General features: G+C 65.9%; 17 protein-coding genes. 9 read left to right on the top strand and 8 right to left on the bottom strand.

Features of this window, described 5'->3' with window-relative positions; all coding sequences use genetic code 11:
- The first annotated feature begins 54 nt into the window (after window positions 1-54).
- The 5 genes from I9018_RS13120 (at window position 55) to I9018_RS13140 (ending at window position 5,726) form a co-directional block, all read left to right on the top strand.
- Complete coding sequence (locus I9018_RS13120; RefSeq protein WP_241109701.1) at window positions 55-1,257, top strand: SfnB family sulfur acquisition oxidoreductase; 1,203 nt, start codon at window positions 55-57, stop codon at window positions 1,255-1,257.
- 11 nt (window positions 1,258-1,268) lie between these two features.
- On the top strand, window positions 1,269-1,730 hold the full coding sequence (locus tag I9018_RS13125) for an acyl-CoA dehydrogenase (protein WP_241109702.1): 462 nt from the start codon (window positions 1,269-1,271) through the stop codon (window positions 1,728-1,730).
- Window positions 1,730-3,160, top strand: a complete 1,431-nt coding sequence (locus I9018_RS13130; RefSeq protein WP_241109703.1) for an LLM class flavin-dependent oxidoreductase — start codon at window positions 1,730-1,732, stop codon at window positions 3,158-3,160. Before I9018_RS13125 ends, I9018_RS13130 begins: the two co-directional genes overlap by 1 nt.
- A gap of 46 nt (window positions 3,161-3,206) precedes the next feature.
- Window positions 3,207-4,118, top strand: a complete 912-nt coding sequence (locus I9018_RS13135) for an acyl-CoA synthetase (RefSeq protein ID WP_241109704.1) — start codon at window positions 3,207-3,209, stop codon at window positions 4,116-4,118.
- Window positions 4,119-4,292: 174 nt separating this feature from the next.
- Window positions 4,293-5,726, top strand: a complete 1,434-nt coding sequence (locus tag I9018_RS13140) for an FAD/NAD(P)-binding protein (protein WP_241109705.1) — start codon at window positions 4,293-4,295, stop codon at window positions 5,724-5,726.
- A gap of 56 nt (window positions 5,727-5,782) precedes the next feature.
- Here I9018_RS13140 and I9018_RS13145 read toward each other — a convergent pair whose 3' ends face one another.
- From I9018_RS13145 to I9018_RS13170, 6 genes are all read right to left on the bottom strand, one after another.
- Window positions 5,783-6,889 carry a Gfo/Idh/MocA family oxidoreductase gene (locus tag I9018_RS13145; RefSeq protein WP_241109706.1) on the bottom strand — a complete coding sequence of 369 codons (1,107 nt, stop codon included), beginning with the start codon at window positions 6,887-6,889 and terminating at the stop codon, window positions 5,783-5,785.
- Between the two features lie 277 nt (window positions 6,890-7,166).
- Window positions 7,167-7,934 carry an SDR family oxidoreductase gene (locus I9018_RS13150; protein WP_068578258.1) on the bottom strand — a complete coding sequence of 256 codons (768 nt, stop codon included), beginning with the start codon at window positions 7,932-7,934 and terminating at the stop codon, window positions 7,167-7,169.
- Between the two features lie 38 nt (window positions 7,935-7,972).
- Window positions 7,973-9,040 (bottom strand): phosphotransferase family protein, encoded by a 1,068-nt coding sequence (locus tag I9018_RS13155; RefSeq protein WP_022644001.1) that lies wholly within the window; start codon window positions 9,038-9,040, stop codon window positions 7,973-7,975.
- Window positions 9,041-9,210: 170 nt separating this feature from the next.
- Complete coding sequence (locus I9018_RS13160; RefSeq protein ID WP_241109707.1) at window positions 9,211-10,167, bottom strand: 2-hydroxyacid dehydrogenase; 957 nt, start codon at window positions 10,165-10,167, stop codon at window positions 9,211-9,213.
- Between the two features lie 15 nt (window positions 10,168-10,182).
- Window positions 10,183-10,569: a VOC family protein gene (locus I9018_RS13165; RefSeq protein ID WP_241109708.1), complete on the bottom strand. Its 387-nt coding sequence runs from the start codon at window positions 10,567-10,569 to the stop codon at window positions 10,183-10,185.
- Window positions 10,570-10,697: 128 nt separating this feature from the next.
- Window positions 10,698-11,237, bottom strand: a complete 540-nt coding sequence (locus I9018_RS13170) for a cysteine hydrolase family protein (RefSeq protein WP_241109709.1) — start codon at window positions 11,235-11,237, stop codon at window positions 10,698-10,700.
- Between the two features lie 495 nt (window positions 11,238-11,732).
- On the opposite strand from I9018_RS13170, the gene I9018_RS13175 reads away from it, so the two are divergent.
- The 3 genes from I9018_RS13175 to I9018_RS13185 all read left to right on the top strand — a co-directional run bounded on the left by I9018_RS13175 (window position 11,733) and on the right by I9018_RS13185 (window position 15,507).
- Window positions 11,733-13,013, top strand: coding sequence for a serine/threonine transporter (locus tag I9018_RS13175; RefSeq protein WP_241109710.1), 1,281 nt, complete (start codon window positions 11,733-11,735; stop codon window positions 13,011-13,013).
- 174 nt (window positions 13,014-13,187) lie between these two features.
- Complete coding sequence (locus tag I9018_RS13180; protein WP_068578267.1) at window positions 13,188-13,805, top strand: ParB-like protein; 618 nt, start codon at window positions 13,188-13,190, stop codon at window positions 13,803-13,805.
- Window positions 13,795-15,507 carry a SulP family inorganic anion transporter gene (locus tag I9018_RS13185; RefSeq protein WP_241109711.1) on the top strand — a complete coding sequence of 571 codons (1,713 nt, stop codon included), beginning with the start codon at window positions 13,795-13,797 and terminating at the stop codon, window positions 15,505-15,507. The genes I9018_RS13180 and I9018_RS13185 overlap by 11 nt, the downstream gene beginning before the upstream one ends.
- A gap of 4 nt (window positions 15,508-15,511) precedes the next feature.
- Here I9018_RS13185 and I9018_RS13190 read toward each other — a convergent pair whose 3' ends face one another.
- Both I9018_RS13190 and I9018_RS13195 read right to left on the bottom strand, forming a co-directional pair.
- A complete protein-coding gene (locus I9018_RS13190; protein ID WP_241109712.1) occupies window positions 15,512-16,804 on the bottom strand; it encodes an FAD-binding oxidoreductase in 1,293 nt (430 codons plus the stop codon).
- Window positions 16,805-16,857: 53 nt separating this feature from the next.
- Window positions 16,858-17,997, bottom strand: coding sequence for a tyramine oxidase subunit B (locus tag I9018_RS13195; RefSeq protein ID WP_241109713.1), 1,140 nt, complete (start codon window positions 17,995-17,997; stop codon window positions 16,858-16,860).
- A gap of 261 nt (window positions 17,998-18,258) precedes the next feature.
- Between I9018_RS13195 and I9018_RS13200 the strand changes: the two genes are divergently transcribed.
- Window positions 18,259-19,362: an AraC family transcriptional regulator gene (locus tag I9018_RS13200; RefSeq protein WP_241109714.1), complete on the top strand. Its 1,104-nt coding sequence runs from the start codon at window positions 18,259-18,261 to the stop codon at window positions 19,360-19,362.
- Window positions 19,363-19,565: the final 203 nt, after the last annotated feature.

Below are 19,565 nucleotides of genomic sequence, written 5' to 3' on the forward strand. Positions count from 1 at the left end.
GGCAGGAGTCACCTTCGGGTGTCGATCTCGATCATCAGGAAGCGGAGCCGGCCCATGACAGCCCCAGCCCAACCCCCCAGCAATGCCCATATCATCCAGAGCGATGCCGAAGCCATCAGTGTCGCCCGAGCCCTGGCCCGGCGCTTTGCCGTGGATGCCGCGGTACGGGATCGCGAGCGGCGCCTGCCGATCGCCGAACTGGAGGAGTTCTCCGCCAGTGGCCTGTGGGGCATCACCATTCCCCGCGAATACGGCGGTGCCGGAGTGTCCTATGTGACCCTGGTGGAGGTGATCAAGATCATCTCCGCCGCCGACCCGTCCCTGGGCCAGCTGCCGCAGAACCACCTGGGGGTGGTGGACATCCTGTTGCAGACCGCTAGCGAGGAACAAAAACACCATTACTTCGCCAAGGTGTTGCAAGGGTATCGTTTCGGCAACGCGTTCTCCGAGGCCGGCAGCAAGCATGTGGGGGCCTTCCAGAGCCAGATCCGCTTCGACGGCGACCAGGCGCGCATCGATGGCCAGAAGTTCTACTGCACCGGTGCCTTGTTCGCCCATATCGTCCCGGCAGTGGCCGTGGATGAGGACGGCCAGGCCCATATCGCCTTTATCGAGCGCGATGCCCCGGGGTTGACGGTGATCGACAGCTGGGATGGCTTCGGCCAGCGCACCACCGCCAGTGGCGGGGTCAGCCTGCAGGCGGTACAGGTGCCGCGCAGCGCGGTGATCCCTGCCCATCGAGCCTTCGACCAACCCACCGCCGACGGGCCGATCTCCCAGGTGATCCAGGCCGCGGTGGATACCGGCATCGCTGTCGCTGCGCTGGAGGACACCAAGCAACATGCCCGGCAATCCCGGCCCTGGATCGACAGCGGCCTGGATCATGGCTGGCAGGACCCGTACACCCTTGCCGCCATTGGCGACCTGGAGTGGCGCGTGCACGGCACTGAGGAAATCCTCGTCCGGGCCGCCCAGGCCATCGACCAGGCCCTGGCCAGGCCTGACGCCGATAGCGTCGCCCAGGCCTCGGTGGTGGTGGCCCAGGCCAAGGTGCTGTCGGCAGAAAGCTCGCTGCTGGCGGCGAGCAAACTGTTCGAGCTGGCGGGCACCCGCTCGGTCTCGGCCAAGTACAACCTCGACCGTCACTGGCGCAATGCCCGGACCCATACCCTGCATGACCCGGCCCGCTGGAAGCTCCACCTGCTCGGTAACTTCCTGCTCAACGGGGTCAAGCCGGCCCGCCACGCCTGGAACTGAAGGACTGCCCCATGAATGCACTGACCCGTCCCGAGAACCCCGAACAGGCCCTGGCCCAGGGCGTCGAACACCTGCAATTGGCACGCCGTCTGTTGCAGCAGACCCTGGCGTTTGTCCGCCACCAGGCGTTGCCCTGGCCCGGTAGCGGCCTGGCCCGAGCCAGCGACGACCCTTATGTGATCAGCCGCTTTGGCGACCTTCAGCTACGCATCGACGTGGCCTCGGCCTTGCAGGACCGTGCCCGGCGCCACTTGCAGTCAGGCCAGGACCCGGCCGAGACCCAGATCGCCCTGGCCGAGGCCGCGATTGCCGCCGGCGAGGCGCTGCTGGTGGCCGGCAATGCCGAGTTCGAACTCACCGGCCAGCGCAGTCCGCAGCCGTCGACGCTGCACGATCCGCTGCGCTGGAAGTATCAGCTGATTGGCAATTACCGCCTCAATGGCGTGGCACCAGGTTCCAGGAGTGCCGTGTGATGCCTCGTGAAATACGTCTCAACGCTTTCGACATGAACTGCGTCGGCCACCAATCCCCGGGGCTCTGGGCCCATCCCCGGGACCGCTCCTGGCAGTACAAGGACCTGGAATACTGGACCGACCTGGCGCGAATCCTCGAGAGGGGCAAGTTCGACGGGCTGTTCATCGCCGATGTGCTGGGCCTCTATGACGTCTACAACGGCAGCGGCGAGACGGCGATCCGCCAGGCGGCCCAGGTACCGGTGAACGATCCGTTGCAACTGATTCCGCCCATGGCCCTGGTCACCGAGCACCTGGGTTTCGGCCTCACGGCCTCGCTGTCCTTCGAACACCCGTATCCCTTCGCCCGGCGCCTTTCCACCCTCGACCACCTGACCAAGGGCCGTGCCGGCTGGAACATCGTCACCTCGTACCTGGAGAGCGGCGCGCGCAATATCGGCCAGCAAGCCCAGACCGAGCACGACGCCCGCTACGACTATGCCGAGGAGTACCTGGAGGTCTGCTACAAGCTTTGGGAGGGTAGCTGGGAGGACGGCGCGGTGCTGCGCGACCGCGAGCGGCGGATCTTCAGCGATCCAAGCAAGATCCACGAGATTCGCCACCAGGGCAGGCACTTCCAGGTGCCGGGTATCCATTTATGCGAGCCTTCGCCGCAGCGCACCCCGGTGCTTTACCAGGCCGGGGCCTCCAGCCGGGGCAAGCAGTTCGCCGCCGAGCAGGCCGAATGCGTGTTCGTTGCGGCGCCCTCCAAGGTGCTGCTGAAAAAGACCGTGGCCGATATCCGCCGCCGCGCCGCCGAGGCCGGGCGCGATCCGTCGAAGCTGCTGATCTTCAACCTGCAGACGGTGATCCTCGGCGAGACCGACGCCCAGGCCAAGGCCAAGTTCGAGGAGTACAAGCGCTGGGTCAGCTACGAAGGCGCCATGGCCTTGATCAGTGGCTGGACCGGTATCGATTTCAGTCGCTTCCGCCCTGACGAGCCGCTGCAGCATGTGCATACCAATGCCATCCAGTCGGCGGTGGAGGCCTTCTCCACGGCGGATCCGAACAAGGTCTGGACGCCCCACGAATTGGCAGACTGGGTGGGTATCGGTGGTTTCGGCCCGTTGTTCGTCGGTGGTCCCGAGACTGTGGCCGACCTGTTGCAGGAGTGGGTCGAGGAAACCGATGTGGATGGCTTCAACCTGGCCTATGCCCTGACTCACGAAACCTTTATCGATGCAGTGGACCTGCTGGTGCCGGAGTTGCAGAAGCGCGGGGCGTACAAGACCGACTATGCGCCAGGCACCTTGCGCGAGAAGTTGTTCGGCGCAGGCCCAGGGTTGCCCGAGAGCCATCCGGGCAGCGCCTGGCGCAACCTCGGTGCCCAACGCCAGGTGGTGGCCGCTGCCGAGCCGGAGCGGCTGCGGTCGGCCGCGCAGCCGTTGTAGTTCGTAGCTTGCACTGGCAGTTACGGGGCGCCACCAGGGAGCGGTCATGGACAGGTACGAATCGCTGCGACACTGGGCCCGGATGCGGCCGTTGGCCAACGCCCTGCGCCACAAGCGCGGGGGGCAGTGGTACGCCTGGCGCTGGATCGATGTGCTGCGCGATGTCCAGCGCCTGGTCGATGGCTTGCGCCAGCATGGCCTGGGCTATCGCTCCCGGCTGATCCTGAGTGGGCCGTTCGAACCGGACCTGCTGCTTTTGGCCCTGGCGGCGCGCAGCCTGGGGGCCGAGGTGGCGAGCCTTGGCGACCAGTCGCCCATCGAGGCCTTGCGTCAATGCCTGTGGCGCTGGCGGCCCAGCCACGTGTTCATCGACTCCGGCCCGCAACTGGCGTGCTGGTTGGCGGCGGGGGAGAACGGCGTGGCCCCAGGCCTGCTGATCGTCCGTGAGCCAACAGTCGACTTGGCGAGTTCGCGTCAGCCCTGGCTGGCCTTCAGTCAGTTGCTGGGGCCCGGCAGTGGCTCCCGGCGCCAGGCAGCTTGGCGCCAGCGCAACGCGGCCGTGCAGTTGTGGAGCGAGGAGGGGACCCAATGGCAGGGCGGGCTGGAGGTGCTGCTCGGGCAATGGCTGGGTAGCGGGCACAGCCTGGCGTTTCCTGAGAGCCAGGGTTCGGCGGCCCGTGACCGGCGCGAAATGGCTCCCAGCGACCTGCTGCTGTCACCGCGGCGTTTGCAGGGCCTGGCAGAGGAGATCGAAGGCCACCTGGGCCCCGTCGGTAGCTGGCGCCGGCGCTTGTGGGGCTGGACCATGCGCCATCCGCGCAGCACCCTGGCGCGGCTGCTGGAGCGCCAGGTGCGGCGTGTTCTGGGCCTTGCCCGTCTGCGTTTCATCTGGCAACCGATGCCCTCCCAAGGAGCGCTACCGGGCTGGATCGGCCGGTTCGAACGCCGCCCCGGATAGGTCGCCGCGGATGGCGTCCTACTTTGGTACTGCCTGGCGAATCCGGTCGTGGCGCAGGCCTATTATCTTGCTGGGGATGTTCCAGATGCCGGGCAAGGTATTACCCTGCTGCCCGGGGATGTGCCCCATGCCCTCCGGGACAGGGTCCCGGCCAACACTGACCATGAGCCTTGCATGAACCAGACCCCTATCGGGCAGCCGGATCCTGCCCCTTGCGATGCCGAAGTACTGATTATCGGCGGCGGCCTCAGTGGCGCCTTGCTGGCCGCACAATTGCTACGCCTGCCGGGCGCGCGCCGCATCCTGGTGATCGAGCCGCGTGCCGAGTTGGGGCGCGGCGAGGCCTACAGTGCCACCGAGCTGGGGCACACCCTCAATGGCAATGCAGCGCGCATGAGTGTCGACCCGGACAACGCCGACGACCTGACCCAGTGGCTGACCCAGCACATTGCCGAAGGCGGTTGGCCCGAGTCGGCCCTCCAGCCTGTGCCCATCAGCGAGCTCTTCCCGCCCCGGGGGCTGTTTGGGGTCTACGTCCAGCAGCGTTTGGCCGAGGCCCGGGCGGTGGGCCTGGCGCAGGGCTCCTCGGTGGAGCATGTGCACAGTGAGGTGGTGGACCTGCAACATAAGGACGGCGGGATTTCGCTGGTCCTGGCCGATGGGCGCCAACTGCAGGGCGCGCGGGCGGTACTGGCCACGGGCATGTTCCCCGCCGCCCGTACCCGGCAAACCCATTCCAGCGGCCTCAACGCTGCCGCCCTGGACCCTTGGGATGTGAATGCCATGGCGCGCCTGGACCCGAGGTCCAGGGTGCTGATCATCGGCTCCGGGCTGACCATGGTGGACGCTGTGGTGTCCCTGGAGCAGGCGGGGCACCGGGGCCCCATCGAAGTATTTTCCCGCCACGGGCTGCTGCCCCATGTGCGGCGCCAGCCGCCAGCCTGGATCGATTTCCTGGGCCAGGACCCGGGTATCCGCAGCCCCCGTCAATTGCTCCACGAGCTGCGCCGCCAGTGCCGCCAGGCTCTGGCCCAGGGCATCGACTGGCAAGCGCCCTTGGACACGGTGCGGGTGCACATCCCGCGCTTGTGGAGCCAGGCCAGCGATTTCCAACGGCGCCAGTTCGTGCGGCATGTGCGGCCCTGGTGGGAAAGCCATCACCATCGTTCGCCGCCCTTGAGCGATGAGCTGGTGAGGCGCCTGCATGCCCAGGGGCGTTTGCGCATCCATGCCGCCAGCTACCAGGGATTGGAGCCGGACAGCGAGGGCCGCCTGGCGATTCGCTTGCGCTATCGCGGCAGCCGGGAAAGCACGCGGGTGGCGGGCGATGCCTTGATCAACTCCAGCGGCATCGAATACGACTGGCGCCGGGTGGACCGGCCCTTGCCCCGGCAGCTCCTGGCCCGGGGCCTGGTGCAACCGGGGCCGCTGGCCCTGGGCATCAGTGCCGAGCCCGACGGCGCCGTGCACGACGCCCAGGGGCGGGCCAGCGAATGCCTGTTCGCCATGGGCCCGCCATTGCGCGGCCTGTGGTGGGAAAGCACCGCGGTCACCGATGTGGCCCTGCAGGCCAAGGCCCTGGCTGCGCGCCTGGCCGCCTCGTTGTAGGCGCTGAAGGGCATTGGGCTTGGTGTGATGAAGGCCTCGTCCTGGCCCGGCAGCGGTTACAAGGTGATCCAGCGTTGCTCCCGGGCGGCCAGGCGGATCGCTGCCGCCAGCCGTTCCACTTCCCAGGCTTCCTGGAAGTCGGTGCCGTCTCGCCCCTGGCCGCAGATCGCCATGAGCAGCTCCTGCACTTCCAGGGTCTTGAGTTCGTTGTAGCCCAGCTGGTGCCCTGGCGCCGGGCTGAAGGCCGCGTAGCCGGGCAGGGCCGGGCCGGCCAGCAGGCGCTGGAAACCCGGTTGGCCGGCCCGATACAGGCGCAGTTCGTTCAGGCGTTCCTGGTCGAAGGCCAGGGTGCCCAGGGTGCCGCTGATCTCGAAGGCCAGGTGGTTCTTGTAGCCGTGCTTGATCCAGCTGCTGCCCACGCTGCCCCGGGCGCCATTGGCGAAGCGCAGCAGCGCATGGGCCTGGTCGTCCACGGCGATGGCGCGGCGTTCAGGGGCGCCGGCCCGAACGGGGCGCTCCTGATGCACGGTGTGGGTATCGGCGCACACGGCGGCCACCGGCCCCATGAGAAAACGCGCCATGGCCAGCAGGTGGCTGCCCAGGTCCGCCAGGGCGCCGCCCGCCTGTTGCGGGTCACAGCGCCAGGTCCAGGGTGAGTCCGGATCGGCCATGAAGTCCTCGCTGAATTCGCCCTGGAAACTCACCAGTTGCCCCAGTTCGCCATTGCCGATCAGCTCCCGGGCCAGGACGATCAACGGATTGTGCTGGTAGTTGTAGCCGACCCGGGTCACCACCCCGGCCGCCTGTGCGGCTTGATGCATCTGCCGGGCCTGTTCGCTGGTCACGGCCAGGGGTTTTTCGCAGTACACCGCCTTGCCCGCCGCCAGGGCAGCCATGGCCATGGGAAAGTGCAAGTGATTGGGGGTGGTGATCGCCACCAGGCCGACCTGGGGATCATCGATCAACTGGCGCCAATCCGCGTAGGCGCTGGCGAACCCCCAGGCCTTGGCACAGTGCGCGGCGCGTTGCCCATCGGCATCGGCCAGGGCCGCCAGGCGCAGGCGCACTGGCAGTTCGAATACCGCACCGACACTGCGAAAAGCCAGGGCGTGGGCGCGCCCCATGAATCCGGTTCCGATCAGCCCAACGCCCAGTTCATCCATCGCCGCACCTTTAGAGTTGTTGTGGTAGGGATGAGTATTTATGGAATAAAAATTCTCTAAATTCAATAAAGAGAATAAATATTCATTAACGAGGCAAAACTCCGCAGGAGCAAGGCTTGCCCGCGATGAACCCGAGGGCGCCGCGTTCCGTCAGGCAATGCACATCATCGTTAACGACCCTCGCGCGCAATCGAGCGTCCACCGGCTGCTCCTGCAGGTTTATGTAGGGCATGAAAAAGGCAGCCCACAGGCTGCCTTTTTGTACGGCGCAGGTGGCTCAGGACAGGAAGCCGCCATCCACGTTCAGCGCAGTGCCGGTGGTGTAGCTGGAAGCGTCGCTGGCCAGGTAGAGCACCGCACCGGCCATCTCGCTCGGGTCGGCCACGCGCTTGAGCGGGATCTGCGCCAGGGCGGCGTTGCGAATGCTGTCGTTCTTGACCAGGGCCGAGGCGAACTTGGTGTCGGTCAGGCCCGGCAGCAGGGCGTTGCAGCGGATGCCGAACTGCGCGCACTCCTTGGCGAAGACCTTGGTCATGTTGATCACCGCGGCCTTGGTCACCGAGTAGATGCCTTGGAACAGCCCTGGCGATACGCCGTTGATCGAAGCCACGTTGATGATGCTGCCGCCGCCGTGTTCGCGCATTAGCTTGCCGGCTTCCACCGACATGAAGAAATAACCGCGGATGTTCACGTCCACGGTCTTCTGGAAGGCGCCCAGGTCAGTGTCCAGCACATTGCAGAACTGAGGGTTGGTGGCAGCGTTGTTGACCAGGATGTCCAGGCGCCCGAACTGCTCGCGGATGGCGGCGAACACCTGCTGGATCTGCTCCATTTCACCGATGTGGCAGGCAATGGCGGTGGCCTTGCCGCCGGCGGCGACGATGGCATCGGCCACCTGCTGGCAGCCTTCGAGCTTGCGGCTCGAGACGATCACATGGGCGCCTTGTTGGGCCAGCAGCTTGGCAATGGCCTCGCCGATGCCACGGCTGGCGCCGGAGACGAATGCGATCTTGCCGTCGAGGTCGAACAACTGAGTCTTGGACATGGTTTTTCCTTGTTGGGCGGTCAGGCGCCGAAGCGCACTCAGAGGCTGGATTTGCCGATGACTTGCAGGCTCATCTGCTCCAGCAGCTTGTTCATGTGGATGAACTGCGCGAAGCGTTTGTCCTGGGTCTGGCCGTGGTAGAAGCGGTAGTAGATCTGCTGCACGATGCCGGCCAGGCGGAACAGGCCGTAGGTGTAGTAGAAGTCGAAGTTGCCGATCTGGATGCCGGAGCGCTCGGCGTAGTAGTCGACGAACTGCTGGCGGCTGAGCATGCCCGGGGCGTTGCTTGGCTGGCGGCGCATCAGTTGTACCGGCCCCGGATCGCTGGCTTCGATCCAGTAGGCCAGGGTGTTGCCCAGGTCCATCAGCGGATCACCGAGGGTGGTCAGTTCCCAGTCCAGCACGCCGATGATCTGCATCGGGTTCTGCGGGTCGAGGATCACATTGTCGAAGCGGTAGTCGTTATGCACGATGCTCGAGGTCGGATGGTCGGCGGGCATCTTGTCGTTGAGCCAGGCCTTGACCACCTCCCACTGCGGGGCATCGGGGGTCAGGGCTTTCTCGTAGCGGTCGCTCCAGCCCTTGATTTGGCGCTGCACATAACCTTCGGGCTTGCCCAGGTCGCCCAGGCCGCACGCCTGGTAGTCGACCCGGTGCAGCTCGACGAAGCGGTCGATGAAGCTCTTGCACAGCGCCTGGGTGTGGCTGGCGTCGAGGTTCAGTTCCGCTGGCAGGTCGGAGCGCAGGATGATGCCCTTGACCCGTTCCATCACATAGAACTCGGCCCCGATCACCGATTCGTCGGTGCAGTGCACGTAGGCCTTGGGGCAGTACGGGAAGCCGTCCTTGAGTTGGTTGAGGATGCGGAACTCGCGGCCCATGTCGTGGGCCGACTTGGCCTTGTGGCCGAACGGCGGGCGGCGCAGGACGAATTCCTGCTCGGGGTATTCCAGCAGGTAGGTGAGGTTCGAGGCGCCGCCGGGAAACTGGCTGATCCGCGGCGTGCCGGTCAGGCCGGGAATCTGTGCCTTGAGGTATGGGTCGATCAGAGCGGCGTCGAGTTCTTCACCCGAGCGGGTGCGGGTGGACTGGTCTGTAAGCGCCATGCTTATCCCTTCTGCTTATTCTGGAGGCCAGAGATTATTGACTAATCTAATGTGCCCGCTGGCCCCCCACAATCGTGGCGGGCCTTTATAGGTGCGAGTGTTGCCGGGCAATCATTGTTTTTGATACAGGCGTTTGAATCGCCCCAGGGAGCATAGCCGTCAGCCGGGATTCAGCTGCGGCTGGGCAGCGGCAGGGCCAGAGGGGTCAGCAAGGGTTGGCCACTGAAGTGGGCCAGCAGGTTGCGGCCGACCATGTCCATGCTGTCGCGGCTGGCCTGGGGCGAGAGCCCGGCGACATGGGGGGTGAGCACCACGTTGTCCAGATGCTTGAGGCGTTCCGGCACCCCTGGTTCGGCATCGAACACGTCCAGGGCCGCACCGGCGAGCTTTCGTTGCTCCAGCGCCAGCAGCAGGGCCTCGGTGTCCACCACGCTGGCCCGGGCCACATTCACCAGGAAACCCTCGGGCCCCAGGGCCTCTAGCACCTCGTGGCCCACCAGGTGCCGGGTCTCGGCGCCGCCGGGGGTGGCGATCATCAGCAGGTCGGTGTCCCGGGCCAGTTCCAGCACGGTCGGGCAAAAACGATAGGGCTGGTCCGGCCGGGGCTGGCGGCTGTGATAGCTGACCTGCATGTCCAGGCCCAGGGCACAGCGCCGGGCGATGGCCTGGCCCACCGCGCCGAGCCCGAGGACGCCCAGGCGCATGCCGGTCAGCGCCGGGCGCATGACTTTCGGCCAATGCCCCTGGCGCACCGCCGCGTCCGCCTGGGGGATGCCGCGCACCAGGGCCAACAGCAGTGCCAGGGCGTGGTCGGCCACCGACGAGGCATTGATCCCGGCGCCAGTGGTCACGGCAATCCCCCGGTTGCTCGCCGCTTGCAGGTCCACCTGCTCGTAGCCGGCGCCAATCACGCAGATGATCTGCAACCGGGGCAGGGCATCGATTTCCTGTGCGCTCAGGCCCAGGGGGCCGCGGGTCAGCACGGCGTCGATCTGCCCGGCGTGGTCGGCGATCGCCCGGGCCCGGGCAGCGGGCGTCTGGGCCAGGATCAGCTCAAAGCCCAGCGCTTCGAGTCGTGGCAGGTAGGCGTTGAAATTTTCAATCAGGACCAGGACGGTAGCGGGCATGGCGAACTCCTTGGGTTATTGAGGCAGGGTTTGCCGCAACTGGAAGATATTGCCTTCCGGATCGATGCCGTCGCAGACCCGGGCGCCCTTGAACGGCCATTCGCGCTCGGGTTCGTACAGCCGCCCGCCGGCACTGGCGGCGCGTTGCCGGGCCTGATCCAGGTCGCTGATCCAGAACACTGGCTTGCAGGCAGAGTCGCTGCGGGGCAGGGGAGGATCTTGCAGGACGATGCGCGCGGCGATCGCCGCCGGCACCTGGATCAGCGTCAGCTCCATGCCCTGGTGTTGCAGTTGCAGGTAGTCGGGCTGCTGATCGCTGATGGGCCAGCCCAGGAGTGCGGCGTAGAACCGCGCCAGGGCCTGTGGGTCAAGGCTGTAGAGCACGAAGCCGGCAACACTCATGGGCAACTCCAGCAAAACAATGGCGAAGGCTCAAGGGTGCGCATTAGCCGGGCGTTTGGCAATGCCCGAAGCAGCCGTTGCCGGGGAGTGGCGCCGTCGTCGGCGCGTCCCGGGCGGTGATGGCAGGATCAGAAGGTGATGTCGGCGGTCCTGGCCAGGGTGACGAAGGCGCCGTCCAGGGTGGTGTTGTGATGATCGATGATCTTGCGCGCCCCCAGGTATGGGGTGTCCATGCAGGTGTGGGCATCCTCCACCAGCCGTGCGGCAAAGCCCAGGTCGCCGGCGGCACGGCAGGTGGCATCGACGCAGTACTGGGTCTTCATGCCGACGATCACCAGCTCGCTGACCTGGGCCTGGCGCAGGCGCTCGGCCAGCCCGGTGCCGGTGAAGCAGTTGGGACGGGTCTTGTCCAGTACGCAGTCTTGCTGCTCGTCCACCTCCAGGGTCGGCAGCAACTGCCAGAACGGGCTGCCGGCGGCGATGGGCGAGTCGGCGGCGCCGGTGTGGCGCACAGCGAAGATCGGGGCCTCGGCCTGGCGGGCGCGACGGATCAGCTGGTTGATGTTGTCCAGGACCTGTTCGCGCTGGTAGGGCTTGTCCGGTCCGTTGAACAGTCCGACCTGCATGTCGATGACCAGCAGGGCGCGCTTGGCGTTGGGTAAAGGCATCTTGTCTCTCCTTGTTGTGCCAGCCGGACGGAGAAACAAAAGGCCCCGTCCATTGCTGGCGGGGCCTTGGTTGTCACTGTGCTCGCTTCATCCTGCACAGCCACCACGCGACCCGCCGGAGGCAGTCGTGGTGCTGGTGGTCGAGATGAGCGGATAGGCATTCATGGGCCCGATCATGCCGTTCGTCGCCAATTGCTGTCAACGCGGGCGCGGGCCGAGCGGGATTCACCAGGGGTGAGGCGATAAGCCGCTTTGACGGGCCGATCGGCACCTGAGAAAAAACCGCAGGACCAGGGAGAGGGCCGGGCCAGACGCTTTGCGACAAAAACGGACAAGATTGCCGCAACGCAGGTGCCATTCCTCCGCTGAGTCTATGCAGCGTCCTTGGAATCCCGGACAATCGCGCCCCCTCTGTTTGCTCGGGGGTTTGTCTGTCGGGTATTCCGGCGCGCTCCGAGCCAACGGCAAACGACCGGAATGTGGAGATCCCACCGGATGAATGATCAGGCCAACAGCGTTGATCAACGCTTTGAAACGGCGGCCCCAGCGACCCTGACCAGCTGGAACCGCCAAGACACCACTTGGATGCTGGGCCTGTTCGGCACCGCCATTGGTGCCGGTACCCTGTTTCTGCCCATCAACGCTGGCCTCGGCGGCTTCTGGCCGCTGCTGATCCTGGCGCTGCTGGCCTTCCCCATGACCTTCTACGCGCACCGCGGCCTGACCCGCTTCGTGCTCTCCGGGCGTGAGGGCGCCGACATCACCGAGGTGGTGGAGGAACATTTCGGGATCAAGGCCGGGGCCCTGATCACCTTGCTCTACTTCTTCGCCATCTTCCCCATCCTGCTCATTTACAGCGTGGCCCTGACCAATACCGTCGGCAGCTTCATGGAACACCAGCTGCACATCGCGCCGCCACCACGGGCGATCCTGTCCCTGGTGCTGATCCTCGGCCTGCTGGCGGTGGTGCGCTGTGGCGAGCAGGTGATCGTCAAGGCCATGAGCCTGATGGTCTACCCGTTCATCGTCGCCTTGCTGTTCCTGGCGGTGTTCCTGATTCCGCACTGGAACGGCGGCATCCTCGCCACCGCCGGCGACATCCCGGCGCCATCGGCCTTCCTGCACACCCTGTGGCTGGCGATTCCGGTGATGGTGTTCTCGTTCAACCACTCGCCGATCATCTCGGCCTTCGCGGTTGACCAGAAGCGTCGCTACGGCCAGCACGCCGAGCAGCGCAGCTCGCAGATCCTGTCCCGCGCCCACCTGCTGATGGTGGCCATGGTGCTGTTCTTCGTCTTCAGCTGCGTGCTGACCCTGTCGCCGGCCCAACTGGCCGAAGCCAAGGCGCAGAACCTGTCGATCCTGTCCTACCTGGCCAACCACTTCAGCAACCCGACCATCGCGTTCGCCGCGCCGCTGATTGCCTTCGTGGCCATTGCCAAGTCGTTCCTGGGCCACTACATCGGTGCCAGCGAAGGCCTCAAGGGCTTGATCGTCAAGAGCGGCCGGCGCCCGGGCGCCAAGACCCTGGACCGGGTGACCGCGGCCTTCATGCTGGTGATCTGCTGGGCCGTGGCGACCTTGAACCCGAGCATCCTGGGCATGATCGAGACCCTGGGCGGCCCGGTGATCGCGGCCATCCTGTTCCTGATGCCGATGTACGCCATCCGCAAGGTGCCGGCCATGGCCCGCTACCGTGGCCAGGCGTCCAATGTGTTCGTGACCCTGGTAGGCCTGGTGGCCATCACCGCGCTGGTGTACTCGCTGGCTTCCTGAGGCCGGGCTGGCCTGGCGCCAGGCAATAGTTGAAATCAACGCCGCCGATGCTGCCCAGCACCGGCGGCGTTGTCGTTCAGGGGCCTGCCGAGCCTGAAGGCAGGCGGGTGGATGGAGAGGGCAAGCGTCGGGCGATTAGCGTCTAAGCTGATGATTTTTGCCTGGAGTCATTTCATGGCCCGTGCCCACCCGCAGTTGATCCGCGCCCGGCTGGACAGCCTGCACCCCACCCAACTCACCGTCGGCCTGGCCGAAGTCCAGGCCAAGCGCGAGCAATGGCAACAGCTCAAGCGCAAGGCCCGGGCGGCAGCCCTGGACGACCACTGGTTTCCCTGTGTACTCGGTCCCCGGCAGCGCTACTACATCGTCGATCACCATCACTTTGGCCTGGCCCTGCTGCAAGAGGAGGTCAAGGAGGTGCCATTGCTGGTGCTCAAGGACCTGTCCTTTGTCGAGCCGGGCAGTTTCTGGGAGGTGATGGGTTTCAACCAGTGGGCCCATCCCTACGATGCCCAGGGCGTTCGCCGTTCCTTCGAGCGTATCCCGGGGCGCATTCTCGATCTGCAGGACGACCCTTACCGCAGCCTGGCCGGGTTGCTGCGCCGCGCCGGTGGCTTTGCCAAGGACGCCACGCCCTTCAGTGAGTTCCTCTGGGCGGATTTCTTTCGCCGGCGGATCGCCATCGAGGCGCTGGGCAAGCTGGGCGCCAAGGTCCAGGCCCGGGCCATGAAGCTGGCGCGCAGCCAGGACGCTCGTTACTTGCCGGGATGGGTGGGCCAGATTGTCGACTGATCGAGGGCAGGGACCTGCCACTGCGCTCCCCACACGAGCACGGGATCTGCTGGCCGGACTGTCCATCGCCGGGCTGTTGTTGCCGGAGGCGGTGGCCTATTCGAGCATCGCCGCCTTGCCGCCCCAGGCCGGGGTCATCGCCCTGTTCGCCGGCTTGCTGTGCTATGGCCTGCTGGGCAGCAGCCGTTTCGCCATCGTGTCGGCGACCTCGTCATCGGCGGCGGTACTGGCCGCCGCGACCCTGTCGCTGTCGGATGGTGATGGGCAGTTGCGCCTGGGCCTGGCCTTTGCCCTGGTGCTGCTCACGGGGGCGTTCTTTGTCCTGGCCGGAGTGTTCCGCCTCGGTGGCGTCACGGCCTTCATCGCCAAGCCGGTGCTGCGTGGCTTCGCCTTCGGCCTGGCGCTGACCATCATCCTCAAGCAGTTCGCCACGGTGGTCGGGGTGCACCTGAGTACCGGCAACCTGGTGCGCTTTTTACCGCAGTTGCTGGAGCAGTGGCCGCACTGGAACTGGGCCGGTGCCGCCGTGGCGGCCGCGGCTCTGCTGGTGCTGGCGATCTGTTCGCGGATCCCCTATGTGCCCGGTGGGTTGGTGGCAGTGGTCATCGGCATCGTCGCCGGGCAATGGCTGGACCTGCCGGCCCATGGGGTGGCGCTGATTGGCGTCATCGAGCTCAAGCTGGAGGTACCGAGCCTGCCGGACCTGCCGTTTGCCGATTGGATGCGCCTGGGGGAGCTGGCGTTCGCCCTGGTGATGATCCTGTATGCCGAGTCCTATGGCTCCATCAGCTCCCTGGCGCTCAAGCATGGCGATCGGGTGTCGTCCAACCGCGACCTGCTGGTCCTGGGGGTATCCAACCTGGTGTCCGGGCTGTTCCACGGCATGCCGGCCGGTGCCGGTTACTCGGCCAGCTCCGCCAACGAGGCGGCTGGAGCCGGTTCGCGCCTGGCGGGGTTGACCGCCGCGGCGGTGATGCTGTTGATCGTGCTGACAGTGTTGCCCTACATCGCCCTGACTCCGGAGCCGGTGCTGGCGGCGATCGTCATGTATGCCCTGGGCCATGGGCTGAGCCTGCAACCCTTGGGGCGCTACTTTATCTGGCGCCGGGATCGCCTGCTGGTGATCTGCGCGGTGGCCGCGGTGCTGGTGCTGGGGGTGCTCGATGGCCTGCTACTGTCGGTGGGGGTGAGCATCCTGCTGATGTTGCGCCAGATGTCGTCGGCGCAAATCCAGATCCTCGGCCAGTTGGGCAGCGGCCACGACTTTGTCGACCTGAGCCGTCATCCCCAGGCGCGGCAGGTGCCCGGGGTACTGATCCTGCGTCCGGGAGAGGCGCTGTTCTTCGCCAATGCCGAGCGCATCCTGGGGGGCGCGCTGCACTTGATCCGCCATGTCGAGGCACCGATCCACAGCATCATCCTCAGCCTCGAGGAGTCGCCGAACCTGGACGGCACCAGCATCGAGGCCCTGGACGAGTTCTTCCGCCAGGTCAGTCAGGAGGGCAAGCACCTGGCCCTGGCCCGGCTCAAGCACGACGTCAACCAGGCCCTGGTGGCGCTGCCGTCGAGCCGTCGGTACCAGGTGTTGCTCAGCGGTACCAGCGTCGACGATACCCTCCAGGAGGGGCGGCGGGGCGGGCGCGAGCCGGCGACTGGCGAGCATGCCGATCATCAGGCACCGGGCTCCGGCCCGCGGCGGTAGAGGGCTAGAACCGCTCCAGCCGATAAGGCCTCGGATCGACAATGGGCCGGGTGGCGCAGATCAGGTCGGCGGCGAGCTGCCCGGCTGCTGGCGCAGTACCGAAGCCGTGGCCCGAGAAACCGCTGGCCAGTGTCAGGCCGGGGATCTTAGCGACAGGGCCGATCACCGGCAGCGAGTCGGGGGTGACATCGAGCGCGCCGCTCCAGGCTTGCTTCACCACGACGTCCTTGAACATCGGCCAGGCCGTGGCCAGGTTGCGCAGCGCTTCGGCGTTCACCCTGGGGTCGGCAGGTGGGTCCAGGGTACGCACCCTTTCGAAAGGCGATACCTGGTCGGCTCGCCAGCGTCGTCCCAGGAGGAGATCGTCGAACAGCTCGCGGCCGATGGACGGTTGCAGGTTTTGCCATTGTCCGCGCAGCGCACCCAGGTAACGTCGCCCTAGCAACAGGCTGTCGAGCGTCAACGGTGCGTTCAGGACGCCGCGATGGCTGATGGTGAAGCCACCGTCCAGGCGTTTGCGAAACGAGAAGTCCGGGGCGCCCACGGTGATATCACAGGGGCCTTGCACAGGTGCGGTGCGCAGGATCGACGCCACCAGGGGCAAGGTCGGCAGGTCGATGCCCTGGTTGCCGAGAAAACGTCGCGACCACAGGCCGCCCGCCAGCAGCACCTGCTCGCAGCGGATCTCGCCGCGTTCGCTGACGACCCCGGCGATCCTGCCGGCGGCCAGCGACAGGGTCCGTACCGCGCAGTGCTCGACGATCACGGCGCCCTTTGCCATGGCTGCACGGGCGATCGCGCTGGCCGCCAGGGTCGGTTCGGCGCGTCCGTCCGAAGGTGTGTAAAGGCCGCCTGCCCAGTGGCCGCTGCCGCCTGGCGCCAGGAGCCCGATGCGCGATGCGCTGATCTGGCGCGAGTCCAGCGCCAGGTCTTGTACCGAGTCGAGCCAGTCTTGGTGCAGGGCCAATTCGGATTCGTTGCGGGCCAGGTACAGGATGCCGGCGCGGCGGTAGCCGACATCGGCACCGACACGGGCCGCCAGGCCGTTCCATAGTGGATCGGCGGCCATGGCCAGCGGGACATCTGGCGCCGAGCGGCTCATCTTGCGAATCCAGCCCTGGTTGCGCGAGGACTGTTCGCCAGCGATCCGGCCTTTTTCCAGTACGACCACGGGTGTGCCGCGTTCGGCCAGGACCAGGGCGGCGACCAGGCCAATGATGCCGCCGCCTATGACCACTACGGTGGTCGCTTCGGGTAGGTCCAGCGAGGTCTGGACTGGAGTGATCAGGGGAGCCACGGCTCGTCTCCTTCAGCTTGGACATCACCCGGGCCGCTGCTCGCGACCCGGTCTCAGCGCAGGGCGGGCTGCTCCCACAGGTTGAGCCTGACGCCGATCCCGCGCTCCAGGGCATTGCGATAGACCACCGTGCCCCAGGCCACGTCTTCTACGGGCATGCCGCCCACCGACAGCATGATGATGTCGTCCTCGGAGCGTCGGCCAGGCGCCTGGCCAGCGACAATCGCACCCAGGTCCTCGAGCTGCTCGCGTTGCATCCCGCCTGTGGCGAGCAGGTCCATGAAGCGCATGCCGATCATCGGGACAGTGGCGTGGGAAGGCTTGGGCACTTCGTCATACCAGGCTTCGTAGAGCGCGGTGTGGTCCAGCACCTTGCGAATGTCCGCGGCCTCCATGGCCTGGTCCATGTTGCAGGTGGCCGGCATCGACAGGAAGGTTCCGGGCCGTAGCCACTCGCGCCGGACCGTGGGGTAGGTCGAAGGGTCGCTGACCACGCCGGAAGCGCAGAAGGTCACGATGTCGCTGTCGCGTACCAGCGCTTCCAGGCTGTCGACCACCTGCACCCGGGTGATCTGCGGGAAGGTCTCGGCGACCCAGGCCAGGAAGGCCTGGAGGTTGTGCTGGCCGCGCCCCTTGATCTTCACCGTGTCGATCTGCGGGCATACCGCCATGAAAGCGGCCAGCGAGGTCCGGGCCATGACGCCCGGGCCGAGGATCCCGACTACCCGGGAGTCCTGGCGCGCCAAGTGCCGGGCACCAACCCCGGCCACGGCACCTGTTCGGTAAGCCGACAACAGGTTGGCCGACATGAAGGCCAGCGGAGCGGCGGTATCGGCGTCATTGAGCATGAACATCAGGATCGAGCGGGGCAGGCCCTTGTCGCGGTTCTCGGCATTGGAACCGTAGCATTTCATGCCGACCATGCGAAAACGCCCTCCCAGATAGGCCGGCATCGCCATGTAGCGGCGGTCGGCGGTGGGCTTGGGCATATCGGGAAAGGGCGAATTCTCGGGGAACACCATCAGTGCGCCATGGGAGCTATTGTTGGCGCCCGCCATGCGGTAGTCATTGTGATAGAGCAGGCCGAACACTTCTTCGATGGTGTCCACGCAGCTGGGCATGTCGGTCACACCGGCCCGGACCATGTCCGGTTCGGACAGATAAACAAAGTCGATCTTCGTCGAGGCGTTCATCTCTCACATCCTTTCAGGCGTTGTTGTTGTTGTTGTTGTTGTTGTTGTTGTTGTTGGACGGATCTTGCCGTGGGCCGGAACCGCGGTAAATTGCAAAACCGGATGCAAAATTTGCAGAATCGGCCAACACCGATTCGGTTCTGGCAGCCTGCGAGAAAGAGCGGAAACTGATGTCCCTGCGTGGTGTGCCGTTAGGGGCCAAGCCGATAGGAGGAGGGCGCGATCGACTAACGCCAGGATGGCCTGCGAGGGGTGATGCGTATGAAGGAACTGCTTGAGGTAACTCATGAGTGCCGTCCGGATACCGGTGAGCCGGCGACGATCCGTACCCTGTACCTGATCACGCTGCTCAAGGCCCTGGCCAATGTGGGCAAGCGGCTGGATCCGTTGTTGCGTGAGCACGGCCTCTACCGATCCCAGGCCGCGACGCCCTATGAGCGCATAGCACTGGGGCGCTATGTGTCGTTGCTCGAGCAGGCGGCGCAAAGGTTCGACCGGCCTTTTCTTGGCCTGGACATGGGAACGCAGTTCGGGCTCGAGGAGCTGGGGCCTTTTCATGCTTTGTTCAAGGCCTGCGCCAACCTGCACGATGCCCTGGACTACGTCATTAAGTTCCAGATGCGCTGGCAGACCCACTCGTTGCTGGAGCTGGCTCGTGGCCCGCAAACGAGCGTCCTGAGCTATCGGATCCAGGACCCGGGTATCTGGCCGCGCCGCCAGGATGCGGAATTCGCCCTGTCCGGGATCGCAGGCTTGATCAAGCAGTTGCTGACGACGCAATGGGCGCCGGTGCAGGTGCATTTCGAGCACTCGATAGCCGGCAAGAAGCAGCACCTGGAGCGTTTTTTCAAGGCGCCGGTGCGCGGCCACCAGGGCGCCAACCAATTGGTGTTGCTCAACAGCGATCTCGAACGCCCGTTCTCCCGTACCGCAGGCGGGCACGATATCGGGCTCAAACGCGTCCTGGAACGCCACCTGCTGGACTTGCTGGGCCCGGAAAACACCACGACCAGGGGGTTGGCCATGCAAGCCCGCGAACTGATCGCCCGCCGGCTGGGATGTGCCTCGGTGGATTGCGATTCGATTGCCGCCGCGCTGGACCTTTCCTCACGGTCCTTGCGCAGGCGCCTGGTCGAAGAGGGGAGCTCCTTTCGCAGCCTGTTAAAGGAGGTGCGCCAGGCGAAGGCGCAAAACCTGCTCCAGGCTTGCGACATACCGCTTTCGGCAGTGGCCCAGGACCTGGGCTATTCCGACCAGGCGACATTCTCCCGGGCGTTCAAGGCGTGGACCCGGGTCTCGCCGCGACGCTATTCCAGGCACCGCTATCAGCCCGGGGCGAGCGATGTCGATGACTCGGCGCTCTAGCGGACCCCGTAGCGTCGACGGCGGCCTTGGGGCGGGCGCCCGCGTCCAGGCAGAAACCCCGGAAGCCTGTGGCCGTTGCGGCCTTTTCAAGGGCCAGGGTCAATTGCGCCACGAAGAGGACGGAGGTCCGCCACTGGATCACGGGCAATAAAAAACGCCGCGTATCGTGGAATACGCGGCGTTCTTTCTACAACGCTAGAGCC

It is taken from the genome of Pseudomonas sp. MPFS (genome assembly GCF_022537035.1).
GTDB lineage: Bacteria > Pseudomonadota > Gammaproteobacteria > Pseudomonadales > Pseudomonadaceae > Aquipseudomonas > Aquipseudomonas sessilinigenes.

Coding starts and splice junctions, on each gene's coding strand:
- I9018_RS13125 (WP_241109702.1), top strand. CDS start 1,269: ATGAATGCACTGACCCGTCCCGAGAACCCCGAACAGGCCCTGGCCCAG.
- I9018_RS13175 (WP_241109710.1), top strand. CDS start 11,733: ATGAATGATCAGGCCAACAGCGTTGATCAACGCTTTGAAACGGCGGCC.
- I9018_RS13120 (WP_241109701.1), top strand. CDS start 55: ATGACAGCCCCAGCCCAACCCCCCAGCAATGCCCATATCATCCAGAGC.
- I9018_RS13155 (WP_022644001.1), bottom strand. CDS start 9,040: ATGGCGCTTACAGACCAGTCCACCCGCACCCGCTCGGGTGAAGAACTC.
- I9018_RS13135 (WP_241109704.1), top strand. CDS start 3,207: ATGGACAGGTACGAATCGCTGCGACACTGGGCCCGGATGCGGCCGTTG.
- I9018_RS13195 (WP_241109713.1), bottom strand. CDS start 17,997: ATGAACGCCTCGACGAAGATCGACTTTGTTTATCTGTCCGAACCGGAC.
- I9018_RS13160 (WP_241109707.1), bottom strand. CDS start 10,167: ATGCCCGCTACCGTCCTGGTCCTGATTGAAAATTTCAACGCCTACCTG.
- I9018_RS13165 (WP_241109708.1), bottom strand. CDS start 10,569: ATGAGTGTTGCCGGCTTCGTGCTCTACAGCCTTGACCCACAGGCCCTG.
- I9018_RS13145 (WP_241109706.1), bottom strand. CDS start 6,889: ATGGATGAACTGGGCGTTGGGCTGATCGGAACCGGATTCATGGGGCGC.
- I9018_RS13140 (WP_241109705.1), top strand. CDS start 4,293: ATGAACCAGACCCCTATCGGGCAGCCGGATCCTGCCCCTTGCGATGCC.
- I9018_RS13170 (WP_241109709.1), bottom strand. CDS start 11,237: ATGCCTTTACCCAACGCCAAGCGCGCCCTGCTGGTCATCGACATGCAG.
- I9018_RS13180 (WP_068578267.1), top strand. CDS start 13,188: ATGGCCCGTGCCCACCCGCAGTTGATCCGCGCCCGGCTGGACAGCCTG.
- I9018_RS13200 (WP_241109714.1), top strand. CDS start 18,259: ATGAAGGAACTGCTTGAGGTAACTCATGAGTGCCGTCCGGATACCGGT.
- I9018_RS13150 (WP_068578258.1), bottom strand. CDS start 7,934: ATGTCCAAGACTCAGTTGTTCGACCTCGACGGCAAGATCGCATTCGTC.
- I9018_RS13130 (WP_241109703.1), top strand. CDS start 1,730: ATGCCTCGTGAAATACGTCTCAACGCTTTCGACATGAACTGCGTCGGC.